Raw genomic sequence first — 23,769 nt, 5'->3', positions numbered from 1 at the left:
GCTGATGATTCGCTCGCTGACGCTTGCTCATGGGTGGCTCTCCGGCGTCGGTAGCAGGTCGCTGGCGTGGCGGGCCAGGAGGACGGGGCGTTGCAGGAGCGCGCGGGCGGTGTCGGCGGCGTTGCCGTCCCGCCGGGCGGCGAAGACCACCGCGTCCGGCGGCAGCGGGTCGCCGGTGAGGTCCACCCCGAACCGGGACGCGGTCGGCTGTTCGCGGAGCACGAAGAAGTACCCGGCCGGCCCGTCGGCCTGGCGGCCGGCGCCGCGCGCCACCGCGGCGGTGTACGGGAAGCCGAACAGCAGCAGGTCGGGGGAGAGCCAGGCGTTGAAGATGGGCAGCACGTCCGGCCCGGTCGGGGTGCGTTCCTCCGCGCCGGTCCAGCTCGCGGCCCGCATGGTGACGATGGTGGACGGGTACCGGCGCAGCAGCTCGCCGCGGATGACCAGCACCAGCGACTGTTCGCCGGGCGCGCCGACGGCGGTCAGGTGGCTGCCGAGCGGTCCGTTGCGCCAGGCCGGGTCGGTCAGCGGCGGAATGTCGGTGAGCGGCGCGCCCGCCGACACGGCCCCGCGTACGTCCCAGAACTGCCGGAACCAGGTCTGCTTCGGGTCGGCGGGGAACTCCCGCCACAGCATCTCCCGGCTCATCTCGTGGTTGAGCCCGACCAGGAACGCCTCGATGAACCGGGGGTTGGCGGCCAGCGCGGTCAACGTCTCCGGCGCCACCGCCGGCAGGTTCGGCACCACGTGCTCCTGGGAGAGTCCGCGCAGCAGCTCGTAGGCGGGCACGTCGAAGGTGACCCCGGCGAGCAGCCGGCGCAGCGGGTCGCCGCTGTCGGGCAGGGCGTCGACCAGGTCGCTGTCGCCGAGGGTGAGCCCGGCCAGCACCTCGCCGGCCACCGCGGTCTCCGGGCGTACCGTCTCGCGTACCGCCGCGGCGGCGGTGGCCACGTCCACCGGGGCGGGCCGGTGGTCCCGGGCCAGTGCCTGGGCCGGGGCGAGCCGGCCCTGGTGGCGGGCGGCGGCGGCCATGAAGTCGTCGCCCATCTTGGCCCGGTCCGCGACCAGGTCGGCGCGCAGGTCGGCCAGCGCGACGGTCAGGCCCCGGGCGGCGCCGGTGTCGGCGGCGCCGGTCAGCGTGGCCGCGTCGGTCCAGCTCACCGGTACGCCGTCCGGGTCGAGGTCGAAGGCGGCCCGGTAGGTGACGGTGCCGCCGGTGCGCCGGGCCACCACCAGGTCCGGCCGCCGGGTGCCGGTGATGTCGGCCACCGCCACGCCCGCCGCGTCCGCGGTGGCCGTCGCCACCTCGTCCCGCACCGGCTGGGGTACGGTCCACCCGCCGACCACCCGGCCGCGCCGGTTGAGCCCCCGCCCGGTGAGGTAGCGGGCCATCCCCGTGCCGCCCACCGTGCCGACGGCGAAGACCAGCAGGTCGGGGACCTGGTCACCGGTCATGTCCACCACGTCGATGCCGACCGAGGTGATCCGGTCGAGCTGCATCGGGGTGGGCAGCGAGTCCGTCCAGCCGTTGGTGACCGTGCCGGTCTCGTCGAGCCGCCAGCCGATCCGGTAGAGCACCCGGTTGTCGGCGCCGCCGGCCCGGTTCAGCGCGTACCCGACGATCAGTTCGGGGCGGCCGTCGCCGTCCAGGTCGGCCAGGGCCACATCGAGCCCGGCGACCTCCCCGCTGACCGGGTCGGGCAGCTCGTACGGGCCGGTCCAGCCGCCGCTCGCCGTCCCGTTCGCGGTGGCGTCCCGGCCCACCCAGTACGCGATCCGGCAGGTGCCGGTCACCGTGCCGGGCAGCAGCGCGGCGGTGACCAGGCTGGGCCGGCCGGTCGGCAGGACGGTGCCCAGGGTGGTGGCGGTGGCCCGGGCTACCGCCGGGATCGCCGGCCCGTCCACCGCGGCGGTCAGCGCCGGCTCCTGCACCGCGCCGTCCTCGCCGAGGTTGTGGGCGACCTGGATCCGGGGTCGGCTGCCGGTGCCCTGGGTGACCGTGTGGGTGAGGAGCAGCGAGGTGAGCAGCCCCACCTTCGGCGCGAACCGCACGTCGGCCGGGGCGGGGGCGTCGACCGGTCCGGCGCCGCGCGGGTCGGCCGGGGTGCCGTGGTCGAGCCAGGCGGACGGGCGCGGGTAGGCCCAGCGGTACGAGGTGAGCCGGCCGTCGGCGGTGACCGCGAAGAGTTCCCCGTCGCGCGAGTCACCGACCAGCGGGCCGGGCCGGTGCGCGCCGAACCCGCCGGCCGGGACCGCCGTGGTCTCCGCGCGCCAGCCCCAGAGGTAGCGCTCCTGCAGGTCGTGGTACCAGAGGTAGCGGGTCATCAGCCGGATGTCGCCGGGGTTGCCGGTGCTGGCGGCGAGGGTGACGATGCCCAGCTCCTCGTCGTTGCCGAACGGTGCCGCCTCCTGCGCCAGCGATACCACCCGGCGGCCGTCCGGCGCCGGGTCGTGCAGGTACGTCGACCCGTCTGCGTACAGCGACACCAGCCGTCCGTCCGGCGTGACGTACTCGATGCCGTACTGGCCGTTCGGGTAGCGGTGCTCAGCGGCCGGGGAGCCCCAGACGGCCGGCCCGCCGAACGACCGCCACTGCCCGTTGTGGGCGAACAGCCGGTTGCTGCTCGTGGCGACCAGCACGCCGACGAACGACGGCCGGGGGGTGCCCCAGAGGCGTTCGTTGCCGCCGACCGGGGTGCCCAGCGAGGTCCAGGAGCGGCCCGTCGGGTCGAAGCGCCAGAGCGCGCCGTCGCCGCCGAGCACGTACAGCAACGAACCGCCGACCACCGGCCGGCTGTGCACGCCGCCGGTCGGGGCGCCGCAGTCGGCCCACACCCACCGGTCGCCGTCCCAGCTCCGCTCGAACAGCCGGCTGTTGCGGGTGCGCACGTACACCCGGCCGGGCAGGACGGCGGCGGAGGTCGCCACCGCGGTGCCCGGCGGGGTGCCGTGGTCCCGCCAGACCCACCGGTCGGGACCGAGCCGGCGCCGCTCGAACAGCCGGCCGTCGGCCGCCCCGACGAAGAACCGGTCGCCGGTGAGCAGGTCACCGCCGTTGGTGACGACCCGGGTGACCGGGTCGTCGGCGGCCAGCGCGGCGCTGGGGGCCGCCGCGGCCCGCAGGCCGCTGGTCCCGGTGCGCCACCAGCCGTTCGCGGCGGCCTGCTCGATCACCGCGCGGGTCAGGTCGCCCACGCCACGGCCGTCGCTGACCAGGCTGTCCAGGACCGTGCCGCCGGCCGGCACCCGGGCGGGCGGTACCGCGCTGGCGCCACCGGCCAGCCGGGTCAGCGCCGCCGCCGCGGCGTCGGTGTCCACCCGGCGGGCCAGCGGCCCGCGGGAACGCAGCAGCCGGCGGACCGGCGCCGAGGTGGCCGCCTTCGCGCCCGGGTTGTCCGCCAACTGCTGGTCGAGCGGGTCGGCGGTGTCGGCGGCGAGGCCGCGGGTCGGCACCTCGACGAGGTCGTGCACCGGCTGGGTCAGGGCCACGAGACGGTCGTCGTCGACCGCCGGGCCGGGGGCGTGCGGGTCGACCCTGCGGGCGTACAGGGCGGTGGCGGTGTCCCGGGCCGCCTGGCCCCGGCGCAGCTGTTCGTTGGCCTCGCGGATCTCGGCGGCCCGCTGCCAGGCCGCCGCCGCCAGGTCCTCCTGGTGCCGCTGCACCACCTGGGTGCCGAGCGCGGCCGCCGTGCGGTAGCGGGGGTCCAGGTTGAGCCCGGCCAGCCAGCGCGGCTCCGCGCCGGGGGCGGGCAGTTGGGTCTCCTGGCTGTGGATGTCGCCGTACAGCGGCGGGGTGAGCCGGTCCGCCGCGTGCCGCAGCAGCCCGGTCAGCGCGGTCTGCCAGGCGGTGCGCACGTCGTCGGCCCAGCTGGTCGGGGTCATGCCGGGCGCGGCGAGGGCGCCCTCGAAGCCCAGCACCGAGCGGCCCTCGACGCCGTCGTCGGGCTGCTGCGGCAGGCCGCAGCCGGGCGCGGCGATGTCCACCGGCTGCCGGCCGACGTCGTCGGGCAGCGGTCGGGCCCGTAGCCGGCGGGCGAGCGACTCGAAGTCGCCGTCGGGTCCGGTGCGGAACGTCCAGTGGTGGTAGACGGGCAGCAGCACCGGGTCGTCGGGCCCGGGGTGCGCCGACCCGGGTCCCCAGGCCGGCGCGAGCGGACCGGCGTCGTCGACCGGCTCGCCGAGGCCGGCGCGGACCCCGGCCTCGAAGGCGGGGACCACGGCGGCCAGGTAGTCGGTGCCGGCGGCGAGCCGCCGCGGGCAGAGCAGCCGGGACAGGGTACGTTCCGGCGCGCCCTGGATCACCGTGGCGACGTCCTCGTCCTCGGTGGTGACCAGCACCTGGGCGTGCGCCCAGGCCCACGAGTCGGCCAGCGCGGGCAGTTGTCGCACGGTGCTGGCGAGCCGGGGCAGCGCCTGGCCCGCCTCGGTGCGCAGCTCGCCGCCGCCGTCGACGGGCACCACGACCAGGACCAGCCAGGGGCGCAGGGCGCCCCGGGCGTCGGGCTTCGCCGGGGTGTACAGCCAGGGCAGGTCGGGCCGGTCGAACTCGACCGCGGCCAGCAGGGACACCTCGACGTTCTCCGCGCCCGGCGCCGGGTAGCTGCGGATGATCTCCTGCGGGTCGATGCCGACGACGTCGCCGGGGCCGTGCAGCAGCGCGGTCGAGGTGCCGACGATCTCCTGGGTCGTACCGGTCGCGGTCTCGGTGCCCAGGGCGGTGACCTTGAGGCTGACCGTGGCCCGGGCGTGCGGCATGGCCCCGGCCAGCGGATCGGTGTCGGGGACGACGCGGGTGACCCCGTCGCGCACCCAGGGCAGGAAACGCAGGCCACCCATGTCAGCGGACCTCCAGCTCGGCGGGGACGATCCGGGGCTGCGGCACCCGGACCCGGGGGCGGCGCAGGGTCCCGGCGCGCCGGGACGGGGACCGTTCGGGGGTGTCGGCGCCGCGGCGCGGGCCGGGGATCGGGCCGGCGTCCGTCGCCCGGGCCGCGCGGCGGGGCGCGGGAACCGTCAGGCCGGCGTCGCCGGGGCCGGCGTCGGCCAGGGTGAACGCCGGGCCGGTGAAGCGGGCCGGCCCGGCGCGGCGGCTGCCGGCGAACGCGGCCGGCGAGGTGGCCGCGAACCGGGCCAGCAGGTCGCCGCCGTCGGCCGCCGCCAGGCGGCGCGCCGCGGGCAGCGGCCGGCCGGCCGCGTCCGGGTCGTCGATGATGATCCGGTCGTACGCCGAGTCGTCGCTGAGCGCGGCGAAGGTGGTCAGCGCGGTCGGGGGCAGTGCGGTGCCGTCGGGCAGCGCCACGGTGCGGCCGGCCGCGAGGCGGACGAAGCCGGGGGTGGTGAGCTGCTCCACGGGCGACAGGTCGCGGAACTGGCCGGGGGCGAAATCGTCCTCGACCGGCTCGCCGAGCTGGCCGGTGAGCTCGTCGTCGCCGGCGCCCACGCTCACCCCGGTGAGGGTGAACCGGTTCGCACCTCTGATCTTGGAGGTGCCCATTCGGGACAGGTCGGTGTCCAGCGGCAGCACGTTCTCCCGCACCGCGAGCAGGGCGCCCGGTTGCAGCAGCACCGGTCCGGTCCAGCCGGTCAGGTCGCGCAGGGTCACCGGTTCCCCGGCGGTGAGGGCGGGCCGGACCTCCCAGGCGTCCGGGGCGCTCAGGGCGTTGTGCAGCGCCTCGGCCGCGTCGACGTACGTGGGCTCGTCGGTGGCGGCGGTGTCCCCGTCGGTCCAGGAGAACTTCGCCGACACCTCCCAGAACAGGAACTTGATCCGGGCCTCGCCCCAGGCCCGCCACGGTTTCGGCCCGCTGACCCCGACCAGCAGGTTGACCGCCAGCAGCTCGGTGTCCTTGTACTTCAGCGACACCGTCGCGCCGATCTCGGCGGTGAACCAGAACGGCTTGAACTGGAACATCACGTCCAGCCAGGCCCGGCCGTCGATGACGAAACCGCCGCCCTCGAAGTGCAGCTTCAGCTCGGCCCCGAACTGGGCGGTGTTGCTGGTGACGGCGAGGTACGCGGTCAGGTCCAGGCCCTTGCCGGACTTCGACAGGGCGATGCTGAACCGCTTGACCGGCGGGAACCCGGGCGGGGCGGTGAACTTGGGGTGGAAGCCGCCGATCGACAGGGCGAACGCCTTGCCCGCGCCCCACCGGGCGCGCAGCGCCATCTCTCCGGAGACGGGCCGGCCGAACAGCTTGGAGTCGATGAGGGCGGCGTCGACGCTGATCTCACGGCGGGCGAAGTCCACGATGCCCGCCGAGTCGAGCCGGAACTTTCCGGCCTCCTTGAAGTCGATGACCAGCTTGCCGAGCAGCAGGATGCGGACCGGGTCGGGGAACTCGACCAGCACGGCCAGGTCGGCGGTGACCTGCCCGTTGAGGAAGTTCAGCCGCACCATCGCGCCGAGCACGGTGCCGGTGGTGTCGACCGGGAAGATCCGGCTGAGGGTGGCGATGACGGCGGGCGCGTTGCCGACCGGGTCCGGGGGGAAGAGCAGCGCGTCCAGGGTGCCTGTGCGGGCGGCGTTGCGCACCTCCTCCGGGTTGGTCCGCCGGTTCCAGCCGACGACGAGGCCCAGCCCGGTGATGGAGATGCCCCAGAACAGCATCAGTCCGGGGAACCACTCGTACGTGCCGGCGAGCAGCAGCGAGAAGGTGTGCCCGCCGTCGGCCTCGGTGAGCCGGCTGCCGTCCGGGTTGCGGGTGTTGAGGATGGCGGTGGCCTGGAGCCGGAACCCCTTCATCGGCGCGAGCGGGGTGGTGGAGGCCATGCCGAGCTGCAGCACCCCGGCGTACATGCCGCGGGCCTCGTCGACGAACAGGTAGCCGCCGCCGGAGACGATGCCGTTGTCCATCCGCAGCGCGACGCCGTCCGGTCCCTTGAACCGGGGCCGCAGGTCGGCCGCGCCGAGGTTGCCGGCGGTGGCCTGGTCGCCGGAGCCGGCCGGCAGCGCCGGCGGGAAGGTCAGGTCGGCGCGGACGCCGATGTTCTGCACCACCGCGTGCAGCGGGCCCAGCGCGGCCCGGACCGTGGTGGTGAGGGTCAGGCTCAGCGCCCGGGTGGCGGTGTCCGCCTCCAGCGCGACGCGCAGCCCTTCCAGGCCGAGGCCGTGCCAGGACAGGTGCAGCGGGTACTCGGCGGCGAGCGCGGCCGCCCCGGACAGGTGCAGCCCGCCCCGCAGCGACCAGGCCAGCCCGAGGTCGAGCCCGACCCGCAGCCCGTCGGCGGGGAGCAGCTTGGCCAGCAGCCCGTCACCGTCGCCGGGGCGGACCACCAGTTCCGCCCGGCCGGCCCGGATGCTCAGCTCGACGTCGTCGCGGCCGGCGCCGAGGCTGGCCTTGCCGCCGATGACGAGCTGCCCGACGGCGAGGTGGGTGCCGCCAGGGGCGCCGAGGATCCAGCCGGGCTGCCCGGCCGGGGCGATCCGGGCGACCTCGGCGGCCCACTTCACCACCGCGCTGTCGCCGCTGAACGTCACCCCCTGGCTGTTGATCGCGAGCGCCGGCCCGGCGCCACTGAGGTCGGTGGCGACGTTCCACGCCCCGATCGAGCCCTCCAGGTGCGCCTCGCCGGTGGGCGCGAGGATCACCGTGAGCCGGCCGTCCCAACTGGCCAGGCCGGCGGTGACCCCGATACCGAAGGTGGGGCTCCACGGCGCCAGCCCCGCGCCGGGCGGTGGCGCGCCGTCGGGCGTACGCCGGCCGCTGAAGCGCAGCCGCAGCAGGCTGTCGGCCAGCCGCCGGCCCACCTCGCCCTGGTCCGGCCCGAGGTCGGGGCGGACGCCCTGGTCGGCGTCGAGGCCGAACGCCCGCAGCGCCCGGGCCAGCCGGGGCAGCAGCCGCGCGGACAGTTCGGCCACCCCCGCCGGGGTGTCCCAGCCGTCCGGGGCGTACAACGCGCGGAAGTAGCCGCCGGGGTCACGGACCAGGTCGACGACCCGGTCCAGGTGCAGCTCGTCGCGGCGCTTGGGCAGCCGGATCGGCGAGTCGTTCGGCGGCATCGGCAGGCTGGGCGGGTTGGCGGCGGCCGGATCGACCAGGCCGAGCAGGTCGAGCACCGGCACCGACCAGGGCACCCGGCGCAGCAGGTAGGTCAGCACCAGCAGGTCGATCAGGTCGTCGGCGAGTTCGGCGGGCAGCCCGGGCACGTCGGGCAGGCCGCCCTTCACGGTCGGCAGCTCGCCGATCTTCCCGAACGCCTTCCCGGCCGCCTCGGCCACCTTGCCGAGCCCGGCCAAGGTGTCGAGCTTGTTGTCGTTGCGGACCACCGACAGCGCGGCCAGGGCCTCCTCGACCGTGGCGGCCCACTCCTCGAAGTGGGCGGCGTCGAAGCCGCTGACCGCCTCCAGGTCCCAGCCGAGCGCGCGCATCAGCCGGGCCCGCCGCCACGGGTCGTACGCGGACAGCACCGGCTCGGCCAGCAACCGGACCTCGTCCCAGAGCAGGGCGAGGGCGTTCTTCGGCTCGGTCATCGCAGCTCACGTCCTTCCGTGCCACTGGTCATGCCGTCACCCTCGGCAGGTCGCTCAGGTCGAGCCGCAGCGAACCGCGGGCGGGGGAGAGGGTCCGCTCGGCCGCGGGCAGCACCGCGACGGGCAGCGTGTAGCGGTGCCCGGTCGGCCAGCCGGGCCAGCCGACGAGCGTGGTCAGCGCGGCGGCCACCGGCGCGTCGGCGGCGACGACCTGCCCGATCGCGGTGATCAGCGCGGTCTCGTGCAGGTCGGTCCAGCCGGTGGGCGGGCCACTGAAGTCCGGGCCGAGCGTCTTCGCCCGGGTCAGCACGGTGTGCAGTTCGCTGGCCGCCCTGGCCCGGGTGCGGAACTCGGGCTTCTCCGCGCGGGAGGCCGGCGGCCCCACCGCGACGAGTTGGTGTGCCCGGTACTGCTGCCAGCAGGCCAGCAGCGCCACGGACCGCTCGGAGGTGAACACGTCGCCGATGCGGGCCCGGCGCGGATTGCCGTCGCCGCCGGTCACGTCCGGCACGGTCGGGGTCGCCGCCGGGTCCGGCGAGTCCCAGTCGGTGACCAGCAGGTCGTGCAGCCGCTGCCGGGCGATGGTCCACACGCCCCGGCGCACCCCGTCGTGGGTCCGCAGGGCCAGCGCGTACCGGTGCATCCAGTGCCAGGAACGCAGTCCGAGCAGTTCCAGCGTGGTGCCCACCGCCTCGCGGGCCGCGCCGGTCGAGTCGGTCTCCGCGGGCCGGGCCCGCAGCACCCGCAGCTCGGGGTAGAGCAGCCCGCCGCCGTCCTTTCCCCAGCCGGGCACGGCGTTGACACCGCCCTGCCCGCCGAGTGCGTCGTATGCGTCCCGGTCGGTGGCCCGCAGAAAGGCCAGGTACGCCCACATCTCGCCCGGCTCGGCATTGATGTCCAGCGCGGGCGGCGGCGCGGTGGGCGCCGTCTGCGGCCCGTGCGCCCGCCAGCCGAACGGCCCGAACCGGAGCACCGCGGGGTCGTCCGCGGCCACCCGGTCCAGCCAGCCGCCGGCCGCGTCGGGCACCTGGTTCTCGGCGACGGCGCGCAGCACCTTGAAAGTGGACAGTTGGCGGGCGGCCCGGGTGCCGGCGTCGCCGCCGGTGCCGATGGTGGCGACCAGGTCGGTCAGGGCGGGACCGGTGCCGTGTCCCGGCGGAACGGGCAGGACGCACTCCGGCAGCAGCTCCGACTCGCCGTCGAGGACCGGCCCGCTCCACTGCGCGTCGGTCGGGTGCGCGCGGTACCCACCGAGCCGGATCAGCTCCGGGTGTCCGGGCGGCGCGCCGCCGGCACCCGCCGGCCGGCCGGTCACCACCCGGGAGTAGAGCCGCCGGTCGGTGGCGGTGACGTCGTCGAAGAGCCAGACGTTCGGCTGGTCGAGGCGCTGCGGGGTGTCCCCGGAGACCTGCCAGGATTCGACCACGACAGGGCAGCGCCACCGCTTGTCCAGCCAGTGCTGGATCGCCACCTGGGTGGCCAGGTCCGCCACCCCGCTGATCGGCCCGAGGTAGCGGTCGGCCTCCGGCACGTCGACCGGTTGCAGCCGGTCGGACCAGCGGGGCGCGGTCGCGCCGGCCGGCTCGATCGCCGCCCGCTCCCGCCGGGCGTACGCCTGGAACTCCCGGACCGCCCAGTAGGTGACGATGCCGTACGTCCCGTCGGTCTCGCCCGGGGTGCGGAAGCCCAGGGTGGCCAGGTCGTGCTGGAGGCGGCTGACCCAGCGGTCCGTGACCAGTTCCGCCGGCCGCTCCACCCCGTCGTAGTGGGCCTTCGCGCTGGTGGTGGCGTCGTGGTCGTCGGGCCGCAGCACGAACCCCCCGTAGGGCGGCGGCTTGGTCAGCGAGCAGCCGAGCGAGAGGTCCACGGTGTACGTGGTCAACGCGGCGGCCCGGTTCTCGCCGGGCAGGTGCCACCAGAGCCGCTGGGTGGCCGACTTGCACTCCCCGGCCGGCCAGTCGAAGGTGATCTCGCCGAGGTTGTTCCGCCCGACGATCTCCTTGCCGCTGCCCCAGGACCCCTTGTAGTCCTCGAAATTGCGGGCGGCCGCCAGGTATTGGGCGAGGGCCTGGTCGCGGGGCAGCCCGGCCGGGTCCGCCACCGGCTCCGGTACGCCGTCGCGGTGTACCGTCGGGTCGGCCTCGTCGTGCCGGAGGAACTGCACGTACACGTTCCAGTCGGGTTGCCGGCCGAGCAGCTTGAGCGCGTCGAGGTCGCTGACGGCCGGCCGGCCGGACACCCACCAGCCGGTGGTGGCGTCGGCGCCGACGGTCACCTGGACGCCGGCCCGCATCCGCTGTCCCTCCTTGCCGGGCAGCTCGTTGGCCCAGCCGACCAGGTCGATCCGGCCGGTCACGTCGAGCAGCGGCACGTACCCGACGTCGTGCAGGATCCGGGTCATCGAGTCCTCGTTGCGGAAGGCGCTGGCGACGAAGCCGGCGAGCACGCCCTCGGTGCGGTTGATCCCCTCGTACGGCTTGGCCGGGTCGGGGCCGCAGGCGTAGGGGAGGGTCGCCGAGTAGCGGATCCGCTCGGCGGAGCCGAAGTGGATGTCCCCGCCGAGCAGCACCAGCCGCCGGCGGCGGATCCCGTCCGGTCCCGGCGGCGCGGCGGCGAAGAGTCGGGCCAGGATCTTGTGCACGGCGGCGTCGCTGGCCACCCAGGCGTCCTCCGCGTCGGCGGTCCACCGGCCGGCGGTGGCCTTGGCCAGCGGCTGGGCGACCTGCTCGAGGATGGGTACGCCGAACAGCGCGACCGGCTGGGCCACCACGGTCACCGCGTCGTCGCCGAGCACCCCGCCGCCGGTGAGCATGTCGTTGAGCGGGTGGTCGTCCAGCAGCAGGCCGCCGGGGTTGCCGTTGCCGCCCGGATACTGCCGCCAGGTGCGGGTGTCGAGGGCGATCAGTTGGTAGCGGGGCCAGGTGACCGTGTAGTGGTAGGTCAGCGCGCCGGCCGGCCGAACCAGCCTGCCCTCCGGGGTGACTCCGGTGGGCAGGCCGAGTCGGGTGCGCAGAATGACGTCGTTGTTCTCGTCGTCGGGCGCGGTGCACCAGCCCCGCAGCGCGGTCAGGGCGGCGCGTCCGGGCTCCCCGGCGTCGCCGGTCTCGGCGAACCGCTCGGGGGTGTTGCCCCAGGCCTGGAAGACCACGAAGGCGGCCATCCCGTTGCGCACGATGCGCCGGCCCAGCGCCGAGTTGACCACCGCGTCGTCGACCCAGGACCGGGTCATGTTCCAGTCGTCGGTGACCTCGTGGTCGTCGGCGACCATGTACGTCGCCACGTTGGCGAGCTGCCGGCGCACCGCGGTCAGGCCGGTCCGGAAGGTGGCCAGGGCGATGGCCTGCTGCTGCCAGCGCTCCCAGCGCTCGATGATCTCCTTCTGCTGCGCGCTAGGGGAGTACGCCCGGCCGGCGCGCATCAGGTCGTACACCGTCTCGCCGGGCCGGCGGCCCTGTGGGTCCCGCAGGATGCGGGTGTCGGCGGGCAGCACGTGCTCGAACGTCGGCCAGCTCGCCGGCCACAGCACGTCCGACCAGGCCAGCAGGTACATGCACAGGAACTCGCGCAGCGACATGAGGTGGCTGTGGGCGGCGCCGGAGGTGAACTTGGCGTCCCGCTCGATCGGGGTGGCCCGCTTGCCCGGCAGGTAGGTCAGGTCGGTCGGCGGCGAGCTGGTGCCCACCGGCATCGCCTCCGGCACCAGCCCGAGCCGTGCCGCGACGCCCTGATAGGCGGGCACCGCCGGGTCGCTGCCGCTGGCCGGGAGGGCGTCGTGGCCGTGGATGATGGCCAGCAGCGGGTCGGCCACGTCGTCGGCATAGATCTGGTCGCCGCCGAGGATGAGCTGGTGCGGGCGCAGCGCCGGGTCGGCGCCGGCGGCGGCGATGATCGGGTCGAGGACCGGGAAGGCGTCCTGGCCCTCGCCGTGCGGCTTGCGGCACGAGCCGTGGAAGATCCGCAGCTGGTTCGGGTCGGTCGGCGGCGTGACGAAGGTGGGCACGGCCGGCATCGCGGCCGGCGCCTGCGGGTGGCCCTGGTAGGTCAGCGCCGCCCGGGCGCTCGCCGCGCTGGCGGCCACCACGTCGGCGTCGAACAGGCTGCCCGCGCTGAAGCCGCCGGAGAACGCCAGGTCGTAGCCGTAGAGCGTGCCCGGCTGCAGGGTGACCCCGGCGACGGTGACCGCCACGACGTGCAGCCGGTCGGCGAGCCGTACCGTGGCCCGGCTGCCGGTGCCCACGGTGGCGCCGCGGGCGTACCCGGGGCCTGGGCCGAGCGAGAAGACGGTCAGCGTGACCGTGCTATCGGCGCGCAGGGCGACGAACACGGTGACGCTGGTCGGGTCGACGCGGCGCACGATCGGGCCGCAGAGTACGAGCGGCAGGCCGGTCGGAGCGGTCATACGGGGTCCCTTCGCTCTCGGCCGTGAAGTGTCGACCTCGATTGAAGTCACCGCGGTTGCCCGCGCCTACGGCGCAACAGCGCGAAGGTTCCGGCTGGCCGGACGACAACCATGGGTCCGACGACGGGTGCCCCGACCCGTCCGGGGTGGCTGAACGTCTACTCAGGTCTTTCCGCTGACGGGGACCCGACGGTCGCTTGCCGGGGCCGACGGGCAGGCGCTATTGCGACGTCCACCAACGTTCGGCCACCGACTGCGGGCCTCTCGTTGGCCGCTGGCGTTGACACCTGCCGCGGTCAGCGCGTGGACGTTGACCGGCCTCCGGGCTCGCGGACCTTCAATCCGGTTGCTCGACGCGCCCCGACAGCAACCGCTACGAAATCTATGGTCATAAATTACACAAGGGGTGCGCGGCATCGACATTCATGCCTAGAGTCTGCGGTCAAGGTCATCCATAACATCTATGAAACACAATGGATACTGTTGTCCATTCGGCCATTGGTCGACCGGCCAATGGTGTCGGTTCCTCGTGGAATCCGAGGCAAGCTGTGTCAGATTTCTCCGGAAAGTGAGTTGAGATCCCATCATGAACAGACTCTCACGGGGCGTGAGCGTTCTCGGTCTGGTTTCCGTCCTCGCGGTCAGTGGCGCAACCGTCGTGCAGGCGACTGGTAACGACTCCTCGGTAGGGCTGGTCTCCTGGGGCGTTCCGCATCTGCCGACGAACATCCCACTCACCGAGGAGGAGAAGGAGAGGGGGCGGGAGCATGGCCGTGCCCTGCCGCAACCGGAGTTGCTCCAGCCGTCGCTTGACCCCGCCCTACCCACCTTCCAGCCCGCGTACCAGCGCAACGAACTCAGGGGTGACTTGAAATGCGCCTCGTCTGACGTCCTGCCCGGCCTCGCGAAGGCGTGGATCGCCAAACTGAAGGAGTACTACCCGAAGGTCAACATCTCGGTCGACCCGCCCTACGCCGGCAGCCTGGGTGCCCTGGAGTTGATCGAGGGCAATCTGGACTGCGTCTTCGTGTCCCGGGAGCTCAAGCCCACGGACGTCGCCGGCTTCCGTGAGGCCTTCGGCTACGACCCGTTCAGCGTGCCGATCTCAGGTGGCAGCTACCGGCATTATGGATTCCTGGACGCCATCGGCTTTGCGGTGCACAAGGACAATCCGATCGGAAGGCTGTCATTCGACCAGCTCGACGCCATCCTGTCGACCACACGCCACCGCGGCGGTGCGCCGATCCGAACCTGGGGCGACCTGGGGCTCACCGGTGAGTGGGCGGACAAGCCGATCCACATCTATGGCATTGCGCCGTGGAACGGCTTCGAGGAATTCACCCGCCAGCGGGTGCTGAACTACAACGGTAACCGCGGCGAATGGCGCTCCGGTGTTGCCGCCCCGGGTGTTCCGAAGGATCCGGACGTCACCTGGGAGAGCACCGTCTTCAAGGTCGCCGAGCACATCGCCAACGACAGGTACGCCCTTGGCTACACCGGCTTGGCGTACGTGGATCAGCCGGTGAAGATGCTGGCCCTGTCCGATCACAACAACAGTCCGGTATACGCGCCGACCTATGAGAATGTCGCCACCGCAGAATACCCGCTGAGCCGGCTGATCTATCTGAACTTCAACTGTGACCCGCAGCGACCGGTGAACGCAATCTTCGCAGAGCTCCTCCGCCTGATCCTCAGCGAACAGGGCCAGCAGATCGTCAGAGCCCAGGGGATCTACCTGCCGCTCCGGTCCGAGCAGGCAGTCCGAAGCAGAGAGATGCTCCGGTAATCGACCAACAATGGCCTTCCCGGCGTGCGGCAGCCGGGAAGGCCATTGTCGGGCGGTTGTCAGTAGACGGTCACACCGTAGGCGCTGGCCGCCTCCGGGACCGGCTGGTAGAAGGTGGTGCCGCCGGACCGGCAGTCACCGCTGCCGCCGGAGGTGATGCCGAGCGCCTTGGTGCCGTCGTAGAGCGGGCCGCCGGAGTCGCCCGGCTCGGCGCAGACCGTGGTCTGGATCATGCCCTTCACGGTGCCGCCGCCCTGGCCGACGTAACGGACCGAGACGTTCAGTGCGGTCACCGTGCCGCTGTGCGTGCCGGTGGTCGAGCCGGTGCGCTTGACCGCCTCACCGACGAACGCGTTCGCGGCGGTGTAGCCGCCCGGGTGGGTCAGCGACGTGTTGTCGTAGCGGACCAGGGCGTAGTCGTTGCCCGGGAAGCTTGAGCCGGTGGTGGGGCCGATGAGCGTGGTCAGGCTCGAGTTGGTGTACCAGGTGTTGGCCACGTTGCCGCAGTGCCCGGCGGTGAGGAAGTAGTAGGTGCTCCCCTTGACCACGTTGAAGCCGAGGGAGCAGCGGTAGCCGCCGCCGTAGATGGCGTTGCCCGCCGACAGCAGCGGGCGGAAGGTGCCCCGGGCCCGGTCGACCCGGATCGCGCCCGCCTGGGCGCCGGCGCTCTTCTTGAGCGTGGCGAGTTCGGCGGCGGAGACGCTCTCGTCGGCGGTCACCACGACCCGGCCGGACGCCTTGTCCACGTGCCAGGCGATGCCCTCCACCCCGGAGGCGCCGACGGCGGCCTCGACCCGGGCGAGTTGGTCGGCGGTGAAGGTCTGCGGGGCGGCCGAGGCGGCGCCCGGCACGGTGAACGCGCCGGCGGCCACCAGACCGACGGCCGCGGCGAGCAGTGGGGTGAGTCGGCGGATTCTCACGGTCTCCTCCTAGGAGGGTGCTGGCCGCCGGTTGCGTCGGCGCCCGGGGGACGTCGCCGGGGATCGGGGTTGACCTCGGCGAACGCTTCAGCCGCGAGTATCCATCCACGTCGATGCAAATTGCAAGGGGCCGGTCGCCGCCGGATCACCGCTGGTTAGGGTGGAGCCGGGGAGGTGCGCGATGACGCCGGAGATGACTGGGACGCTGCTGGCCGGGCTGGAGGCGGCGGTCCCCGGCGGGGTGCGGACCCGGGCCGCCGACCGGCTCCGGCTGGCCCACGACGCCTCCCACTACCTGCTGCACCCCCGCGCGGTGGTCACCCCGACCGACGCCGACCAGGTCGCCGCGCTGCTGCGACACAGCCGGCAGACCGGCACGCCGCTGACCTTCCGCTCCGGCGGCACCAGCCTCAGCGGGCAGGCGGTCAGCGACCAGCTCCTCGTCGACACCCGCCGGCACTTCCGCGAGCTGGCGGTGCTCGACGACGGCCGCCGGGTCCGGGTGCAGCCCGGGGTGGTCCTGCGGCAGGTGAACAACCGGCTCGCCCCGTACGGCCGGCGGCTCGGGCCGGACCCGGCCAGCGAGTCCGCCTGCACGGTCGGCGGTGTGGTCGCCAACAACTCCAGCGGGATGACCTGCGGCACCGAGTTCAACACCTACCGGACGCTGGACTCGCTGCTGCTGGTGCTGCCCACCGGCACGGTGCTGGACACCGGCGCCCCGGACGCCGACGCCCGGCTCCGGGCCACCGAGCCGGAGCTGCACGCCGGCCTGCTGCGGCTGCGCGACCGGGTCCGCGGCAACCCCGACTCGGTGCGCCGCATCCGCGCCCAGTACGCCATGAAGAACACCATGGGCTACGGAGTGAACGCCTTCCTCGACCACGACTCGCCCGCGGACCTGCTCACCCGCCTGGTGGTCGGCAGCGAGGGCACCCTCGCGTTCGTCGCGGCGGCCACCTTCCGCACCGTACCGGCGCACCGGCACGCCGCGACCGGCCTGCTGGTCTTCGGCACCCTGGCCGCCGCGATGGCGGCGATGCCGGCACTGGTGGCCGCCGGGCCGGCGGCGATCGAGCTGCTCGACGCCGCCGCCCTGCGGGTCGCCCAGCGCGACCCGAAGGCGGACGCCGCGCTGCGCGGCCTCGCGGTCCGCGACCACGCGGCGCTGCTGATCGAGTGGCAGGAGTCCGACCCGGACGCCCTCGCCGAGCGGGTGGCGGCGGCCGGACCGGTGCTGGCCGAGCTGCCGCTGACCACCCCGGCCCGGCTCAGCGGCGAGGCGGCCGCCCGCGCCGCGTTCTGGCACATCCGCAAGGGCCTGTACGCGGCCGTCGCCGGCGCCCGCCCCTCGGGCACCACCGCCCTGTTGGAGGACATCGCCGTCCCGGTGGCGGCGCTCGCCGACACCTGCGCCGCGCTCGCCGACCTCTTCGACCGGCACCGGTACGAAGAGAGCGTGATCTTCGGCCACGCCAAGGACGGCAACCTGCATTTCATGCTCAACGAGCGGTTCGCGCACGGCGAGGCCCCGGCCCGGTACGCCGACTTCACCGAGGAGATGGTGGATCTGGTCCTCGGCCACGGCGGCACGCTCAAGGCCGAGCACGGCACCGGCCGGGTGATGGCCCCGTACGTGCGGCGCCAGTTCGGCGACGAGTTGTACGCGGTGATGCGCGAGGTGAAGACGCTCTGCGACCCCGACGGGGTGCTCAACCCGGGGGTGCTGCTCAGCGACGACCCCGACGTGCACCTGCGGCACCTGAAGACCGTGCCCACGGTCGAACCCGAGGTGGACCGCTGCGTCGAGTGCGGCTACTGCGAGCCGGTCTGCCCCAGCCGCGACCTGACCACCACCCCACGGCAGCGGATCGTGCTGCGCCGGGAGATCGCCGCCGCCCGCGCCGACGGCGACCTCGCGCTGGCCCGCGAGCTGGCGGACGCCTACGACTACGACGCGGTCGACACCTGCGCGGTCGACGGCATGTGCGCGACCGCCTGCCCGGTCCTCATCAACACCGGCGACCTGGTGAAACGGCTGCGCAGCGACCGCACCGGCAGCGTGGCGCAGGCCGGTTGGCGCGGGGCGGCCAACCGGTGGGGCGCGGCCACCCGGGGCATGGCCCGCGGCCTGGACCTGGCCGGCGCGTTGCCGCCCGCGCTCCCCGAGGCGGCCACCCGCGCGGCCCGCGCCGTGCTCGGCGCCGACCGGGTCCCGCAGTGGCGACGCGACCTGCCCCGCGGTGGCCAGGTCCGCCGGCCGCGCCCGGTCGACGAGCCAAACGCGATCTTCGTCCCGTCCTGCCTGGGCACGCTCTTCGCACCCGCCGAGGGCGGGTCGGGTGTCGCCGCCGCCGTGCTCACCCTGGCCGAGCGGGCCGGGCTGCGCCTGCTCGTGCCGGACGGGGTGGCCGCCATGTGCTGCGGCACACCCTGGTCGTCCAAGGGCCTCACCGCCGGCTACCAGCGCGTCCACGACCGGGTGCCGGCGGCGCTGCGGGCGGCCAGCCGCGACGGGGCGCTGCCCGTGGTCAGCGACGCGGCCTCCTGCACCGAGGGCTTCGCCAAGCTGCTCGCCGACGCCGGCCCGCTGCGGGTGGTCGACGCCGTCGCGTACGCCGCCACGGAGCTGCTGCCCCGGCTCACCGTACGGCGCCGGCTCGGCGCCCTCGCGCTGCACCCGACCTGCTCGTCGACCCGGTTGGGGCTGGACGAGGCGCTGCTCACCGTGGCCCGGGCGATCGCCGACGAGGTCGTGGTGCCGGACGGCTGGCAGTGCTGCGGCTTCGCCGGGGACCGCGGGCTGCTGCACCCGGAGCTGACCGCCGCGGCCACCCGCGAGGAGGCGGCGGCTGTGTCCGCCCGGCCCTTCGACGGGTACGCCTCGGTCAACCGGACCTGTGAGATCGGGATGGCCCGGGCGACCGGGCAACCGTACCGCCACCTGCTCGAACTCCTGGCTGACGCGACGGCCTGAGAGTTCCGCCCGGCCGCCGGGATCAGGGCGCGAGAGGCGACCGGTGGTGCCGGGTAGCATTCCGCGGCGTGCTGCGGAGTTGGTGGATGGCCAGCGTGATGCTGGCGTGCGGGGTGCTCGTCGCGGTCACCCAGGACACGCCCGGGCTCGCGGTGGCCCAGTTCCTGATCTTCCTGGTGCTGGCGGCCCTGTTCTCCCCGCTGGTCTTCCCGCGGTCGCTGCCGGCCGGGCAGGCGCGGCAGCGCAGCGCCCGGGACGGCCGGCCGGTCGTCTACTGGCGGCCCGGCTGCCGGTACTGCCTGCGGCTGCGGCTCCGGCTCGGCCACCGGGCCGGCGGCGCGTACTGGGTGAACATCTGGCGCGACCCGGCCGGGGCCGCGGCGGTCCGGGCGGTCACCGGCGGGGACGAGACGGTCCCGACGGTCGTGGTGCGTGGCGAGGCGGTGGTGAACCCGGAGCCGGCCTGGTTGCTGCGGCGGCTGACGCCGTAGCGGATCGTGGCAGCGGTCAGGTCCGACCGCCACCCGCCGTGAGCAGTCTGACGCGGTGTCGGACGGGGCCGGTGAGGAGCCAGCGGGCGAGGACGGCGGCGGCGATTCCGGAGACCAGGAGGGGGAGGGTGCCTGAGCTACCGGCCGTGCGCCTGGTCGCATTGACCGTTCGAAATAGGGTTGAGGCTCGTCCTTCTGGAGGAGGGTGTCGATGGGTCGAGCGCTGCGGGTGGGTCTGCCGGTTCTGCTGCTGGGCGCCGTCGGCTGGTACGCCTCGTACGCCACCACCATTCTCGTGTGGGAGCTGCGCAAACTCGTGCCCTGGCTGATCGCGCCAGCCCTGGTGGCCCTGCTCGCCGGGGCGCCGGCCCTGCTGCGACTGCTCACCCACCGGCTCGGCGGGCGCAAGACCAGGTTTGCCGCAACCGGCGGGATCGTCGTCCTCGGCTGGCTGGGCGCCGCCGTCGGACTGGCCCTCGGGGTGTGCTGGCTGGTCTACGGCGAATACCTCCAGGACCGGGGGTACGTGACCACCATGCGGGTGGTGACCGATCCGGTCCCGGAGTTGACCGCACGCGCGCCGTACCTGGTCGGCAAGGCGCAGGCCGCGCCCAACCTGGGCGACGTCACCGGCGAGATCACCGACATCAGCTACCTGCCCGACTCCGACCGGTTCGGCGTCCTGGTCGAGCGGCGCGGCTGGTTGACCGGTTACGAGGTCGGCCTGGTGCAGGAGATCCCGCTCGGCGGCAACAGCCGGGCGCAGCAGCGGTGCCGGTTCGACGCGTCGACCGCCGATGCGCGGATCGGCGGCTGGTTCACCCACAACCTGGCCCGGAAGATCTCCGCCGAGCGGCGCTGGGTCCGGTTCTCCGCCGACGACGCGTACGTCTACTGCCAGGGGGAGACCCCCGTCGTGGTGGTGCCGCTGAAGCGACAGACCGGAATCCTGGTGGTGACCGAACGGCCGGCCGGTGTGGCGCTGTACGACGGACAGACCGGGAAGGTCACGATCACCGACGACTCGACGAAGGTGCCCGGACCGTCTTATCCGATCAGCCTGGCCGCCCGCCAGCGGGAGGGCACCGCCGCCGTCGGCGGTTTCGCCGACTGGTGGTTCGAGCGCAGCGGCTGGGGCGCCTCCGAGGACGGCGCCAACGACGGCAACGAGTCGGAGTTCGCCATGCGCTACCGCGACGGCAGTGGGCGCAGCGCGTACGTCACCCCGCTCACCCCGCAGGGCGAGGCCAGTTCGGTGGTGGCGGTGTCGACGGTGCCGACCCGGCACCCCGGCGGTCGGCTCGCTCCGCTGACCGTGCACCGGCTCAGCCCGACCTGGTCGTCGCCGCAGGCGATCGTCGCCCTGATCAAATCGGAGTACCGGGACGTCTGCTGCTGGAACGACGACCAGGTGTTCGAGGTGGTGCCGACCGGCGGCAGCACGTGGACCGCCACGCTCGGCAGTGAGCAGAGCATCCGGTACCGGGTGGAGGGCCGGGGCCAGATCAACGGCCGGGAGGCGACCTGCCTGAAGAACGCCGACGGCACCCTGGTCCGCTGCGCGTACGCCGCACCCGGCTCACCGGAGGAGCAGGAGTTGCAACGCCGGGAGCAGCAGAAGCAGCAGGAGCAGGCGGCGAACGGCGGCACGGACCCGGGCGACCTGACCAGGTACACCGACGAGCAGTTGGCCGACCTGAACCGGCGGGTCGCCGAGGAGGTCAACCGCCGCCTCAAGGAGCAGTAGCGGTCGGTGGCCGGGGCACGGTGGGCGGCAGCGGTCGGCATTTCTCCCCCTACCTCCGGCGCAACCTCAGGGTGCCGAGCTGTCGGATGGGGCCGGTGAGGAGCCAGCCGGCGAGGACGGCGGCGGCGATTCCGGAGACCAGGAGGGGGAGGGTGCCGTCGTTCCCCCAGGCGAATCCGGCCCAGAGGCCGGCGACCAGGATCGCCAGGCCGGTCAGTCCCTGGAACAGGCCCTGGCCGGTGCCCTGTTCGTGACGGGCCAGGAGTCCGGAGATCCAGGCTTTCCCGACGCCGTCGGTGAAGGCGGTGAATCCGCCGTAGGCGGCCAGGAGCACCCACGCGGCGGTGTGGGAGTGGGTCAGACCGAGCCCGGTGTAGGCGAGGGCGAAGAGAATCAGGCCGGCGCCGAAGACCGTGCGGGGTGACAGCCGATCGGCGACGACCCCGGCCGGATAGCTGAGTACGGCGTAGACCGCGTTGTAGGTGACGTAGGCGCCGATGACCGCGGGGACGGAGAAACCGATCTCGTGCAGGCGGAGGAGCAGGAGTGCGTCGGGAAAGTTGACCAGGCTGAACAGCGCCAGTACGCCGACCACCCGCCAGTAGCGGCTGGGCAGGTGCCGCGGGTGCCAGCCGGCGGTGCGGTGGCGGCGGCGGGGTGGCTCGCGGACCGCGACGACCAGGATGGCGCTGGCCACCGCGGGCACCACGGCGATGACGAGCAGCGGCCGGATGTGGTGGTGCAGCAGTTCGTAGCCGGCAAGACCGATGAGCGGTCCGATCACCGCGCCGGCGGTGTCCATCGCCCGGTGGAAACCGAAGGCCCGCCCCTTGGCGGTCTCCGGCACACCGGTCGCGATCAACGCGTCCCGGGGTGCGCCCCTGATGCCCTTGCCCAACCGGTCGACGCTGCGACCGGCGAGGACGATCGGCCAGACGGTGGCGGCGGCGATGGCGACCTTGCCGAGCGCGGCGAGCCCGTACCCGAGGCCGATCATCGGTCGGGCCCGGAACCGGTCGGCGACCCGGCCGCTGACGACCTTGCTCAACGCGGCCGTGCCCTCGGCGATACCCTCCACCGCGCCCACCACGGCAGCGGGCGCCCCCAGCACAGTGGTCAGGAAGATCGGCAGGATCGGGTACAGCAACTCCGACGCGGCGTCCTGCAGCAGCGACACCCCGGACAGGACCTTCAGGTTCCGGGTCAACCAGGAACCAGCGGGCTGACCAGCGGCGTTGGGCTCGACGGGCGGCTGCTCGGTCACCCCTGTCACCCCCGACCCGCGCGGACTCTGCCGTCAACGGTGGCAGACCGGGGACCGCGGCGGGGCCGATCCGGCACCCCGGCCCACCGCGCTGACCCTGGCCGCCGTGGCCCTGCTGCCCCGGGCCCCAGGCCCGGCCACGCCGCGCCCACCGGCGACGCCCAGCCGATCGACCAGCGCCCAGGGCGGGCTGGGCCCCGCGACCGACCGGTCGCGGGGCCCGTCGGCGTCACCAGCTGGTGGGCTTGCCCTTCTGGTAGAGCCACACGTCGAAGAAGGCGTCGAGGTCCTGCCCGGACTCCTTCTCCGCCAGGGCGATGAAGTCGGTCGTGGTGGCGTGGCTGTAGCGGTTGCTCGCCGCCCACTCGCGCAGGATGCGGAAGAAGGTGTCGTCGCCGACCTTGCCGCGCAGCGCGTGCAGGGTCATCGCACCCCGGTTGTACGGGATGCTGCTGAACATGTCCACGGGGCCCGGGTCGGCGAGGACGGTCTGCCAGAACGACGACGAGGCGGCCCGCCCGTAGTTGCTGCTGCTGTTGAAGGTCTGGCTCACCGACGCGCCGCCGTTGTACTCGGTGTACATCCACTGGGCGTAGGTGGCGAAGCCCTCGTTGAGCCAGATGTCCGACCAGCGCTCCGGGGAGACGCTGTCGCCGTACCACTGGTGGGCCAGCTCGTGGGCCATGGTGCCGACGCTCGCCGTGCTGGAGAAGATCGGCTTGGTCTGGGTCTCCAGGGCGTAGCCCACGTTCGGGGCCCGGTCGATGATCGCCCCGGTGGAGGCGAACGGGTACGGGCCGAACTTCGAGGCGAAGAAGTCGATCATCTTGGGGATCTGCGCCACCGCGGGGGCCGAGCCGGCGACGAGCCGCGGGTCGACCGCGACGTACACCGGGATGCCGCTCGGCGTGGTCGACTCGGTGACCACGAAGTTGCCGATGGTGATGGTAGCCAGGTAGGTGGCCATCGGCTCGGTCGAGTCCCAGACGAAGGTGGTCCAGCCGTCCTTGGTCTCCTGGGAGAGGAGTTGGCCGTTGCCGACGGCGGTGAGGCCCTCCGGCACCTTCGCGGTGAACCGGAAGGTGGCCTTGTCGGTCGGGTGGTCGTTGGTGGGCAGCCAGGCCGGCGCGCCCTGCGGCTCCCCGGCCACGAAGACGCCGTCGTCGGTCGGCACCCAGCCCTCGATCGACCCGTCCGGGTCGGTGATCGGGCCCGGTACGCCGGCGTACTTCACCACCACGGTGAACGTCTGCCCGGCCTTGAGCTTCGGGCGCGGGGTGACGATCAGCTCCTGGCCCTCGCGGGTGAACTCGTGGGCGTGCCCGTTGACCGTCACCGAGGTGACGTCCGGACCGCGGAAGTCGAGGTTGAACCGGTCGAGGTCCTGGGTGGCGACCGCGGTGATCGTGGCGGTGGCGTCCATGAACCGGGTCGCCGGGTCGTAGGCGAAGTTGAGGTCGTAGTGCTGGACGTCGTACCCGCCGTTGCCCTGGTCGGGGAAGTACGGGTCGTTGACGCTCGCCGCACCGGCAGAGTAGCGCGGGGCACCGGGGTTGCCGGGTGCCGCGCCGGCCGCGTCCGGTGCCACCGCCGACCCGGCAGCCACCAGGGCGACCGTGGCCAGCGCGGCGCCGCGCAGGCGTGGGATGGTCATGGGAATCCTCTCTCCGGGAAAGCCAGGGCAGCGCTGGCCTTCAGTTGAGTAGGCCCTATCC

General features: G+C 73.8%; 10 protein-coding genes. 4 read left to right on the top strand and 6 right to left on the bottom strand.

Features of this window, described 5'->3' with window-relative positions:
• Window positions 1-27: 27 nt before the first annotated feature.
• The 3 genes from ACFYML_RS04545 to ACFYML_RS04535 are packed head-to-tail and all read right to left on the bottom strand — an operon-like array spanning window position 28 to window position 12,869.
• Entirely contained in the window at window positions 28-4,836 is a 4,809-nt protein-coding gene (locus ACFYML_RS04545; RefSeq protein WP_387419281.1) for a hypothetical protein, read from the bottom strand.
• A 1-nt stretch (window position 4,837) separates the two neighbouring features.
• Entirely contained in the window at window positions 4,838-8,470 is a 3,633-nt protein-coding gene (locus ACFYML_RS04540; RefSeq protein ID WP_387419280.1) for a DUF6603 domain-containing protein, read from the bottom strand.
• A gap of 28 nt (window positions 8,471-8,498) precedes the next feature.
• Window positions 8,499-12,869: a peptidoglycan-binding protein gene (locus ACFYML_RS04535; protein WP_387419279.1), complete on the bottom strand. Its 4,371-nt coding sequence runs from the start codon at window positions 12,867-12,869 to the stop codon at window positions 8,499-8,501.
• Window positions 12,870-13,476: 607 nt separating this feature from the next.
• Here ACFYML_RS04535 and ACFYML_RS04530 point away from each other — a divergent pair.
• On the top strand, window positions 13,477-14,655 hold the full coding sequence (locus ACFYML_RS04530; RefSeq protein ID WP_387419278.1) for a PstS family phosphate ABC transporter substrate-binding protein: 1,179 nt from the start codon (window positions 13,477-13,479) through the stop codon (window positions 14,653-14,655).
• 59 nt (window positions 14,656-14,714) lie between these two features.
• Here ACFYML_RS04530 and ACFYML_RS04525 read toward each other — a convergent pair whose 3' ends face one another.
• Window positions 14,715-15,575, bottom strand: a complete 861-nt coding sequence (locus ACFYML_RS04525) for a S1 family peptidase (RefSeq protein ID WP_387419277.1) — start codon at window positions 15,573-15,575, stop codon at window positions 14,715-14,717.
• A gap of 181 nt (window positions 15,576-15,756) precedes the next feature.
• Here ACFYML_RS04525 and ACFYML_RS04520 point away from each other — a divergent pair, with 181 nt between their 5' ends.
• The 3 genes from ACFYML_RS04520 (at window position 15,757) to ACFYML_RS04510 (ending at window position 20,790) form a co-directional block, all read left to right on the top strand.
• A complete protein-coding gene (locus ACFYML_RS04520; RefSeq protein ID WP_387419276.1) occupies window positions 15,757-18,552 on the top strand; it encodes an FAD-binding and (Fe-S)-binding domain-containing protein in 2,796 nt (931 codons plus the stop codon).
• An 86-nt stretch (window positions 18,553-18,638) separates the two neighbouring features.
• Complete coding sequence (locus ACFYML_RS04515) at window positions 18,639-19,043, top strand: glutaredoxin domain-containing protein (protein ID WP_387419275.1); 405 nt, start codon at window positions 18,639-18,641, stop codon at window positions 19,041-19,043.
• Window positions 19,044-19,254: 211 nt separating this feature from the next.
• Window positions 19,255-20,790, top strand: coding sequence for a hypothetical protein (locus tag ACFYML_RS04510; protein ID WP_387419274.1), 1,536 nt, complete (start codon window positions 19,255-19,257; stop codon window positions 20,788-20,790).
• Window positions 20,791-20,839: 49 nt separating this feature from the next.
• Here the strand turns inward: ACFYML_RS04510 and ACFYML_RS04505 are convergent, their stop codons facing one another.
• Window positions 20,840-22,054 (bottom strand): MFS transporter, encoded by a 1,215-nt coding sequence (locus ACFYML_RS04505; protein WP_387419273.1) that lies wholly within the window; start codon window positions 22,052-22,054, stop codon window positions 20,840-20,842.
• 229 nt (window positions 22,055-22,283) lie between these two features.
• Complete coding sequence (locus ACFYML_RS04500; RefSeq protein ID WP_387419272.1) at window positions 22,284-23,708, bottom strand: M1 family metallopeptidase; 1,425 nt, start codon at window positions 23,706-23,708, stop codon at window positions 22,284-22,286.
• Window positions 23,709-23,769: the final 61 nt, after the last annotated feature.

The sequence above is a fragment of the Micromonospora sp. NPDC007230 genome (assembly GCF_042869115.1).
Lineage (GTDB): Bacteria > Actinomycetota > Actinomycetes > Mycobacteriales > Micromonosporaceae > Micromonospora.
Note: the sequence above shows the minus strand (reverse complement) of the source record. Positions and strands in the feature narration are given on the sequence as shown.

What these genes read in the sequence shown, in the direction of transcription:
- ACFYML_RS04545 (WP_387419281.1), bottom strand. Translation starts at nt 4,836, where the DNA reads ATGGGTGGCCTGCGTTTCCTGCCCTGGGTGCGCGACGGGGTCACCCGC.
- ACFYML_RS04540 (WP_387419280.1), bottom strand. Translation starts at nt 8,470, where the DNA reads ATGACCGAGCCGAAGAACGCCCTCGCCCTGCTCTGGGACGAGGTCCGG.
- ACFYML_RS04535 (WP_387419279.1), bottom strand. Translation starts at nt 12,869, where the DNA reads ATGACCGCTCCGACCGGCCTGCCGCTCGTACTCTGCGGCCCGATCGTG.
- ACFYML_RS04520 (WP_387419276.1), top strand. Translation starts at nt 15,757, where the DNA reads ATGACGCCGGAGATGACTGGGACGCTGCTGGCCGGGCTGGAGGCGGCG.
- ACFYML_RS04515 (WP_387419275.1), top strand. Translation starts at nt 18,639, where the DNA reads ATGGCCAGCGTGATGCTGGCGTGCGGGGTGCTCGTCGCGGTCACCCAG.
- ACFYML_RS04510 (WP_387419274.1), top strand. Translation starts at nt 19,255, where the DNA reads ATGGGTCGAGCGCTGCGGGTGGGTCTGCCGGTTCTGCTGCTGGGCGCC.
- ACFYML_RS04500 (WP_387419272.1), bottom strand. Translation starts at nt 23,708, where the DNA reads ATGACCATCCCACGCCTGCGCGGCGCCGCGCTGGCCACGGTCGCCCTG.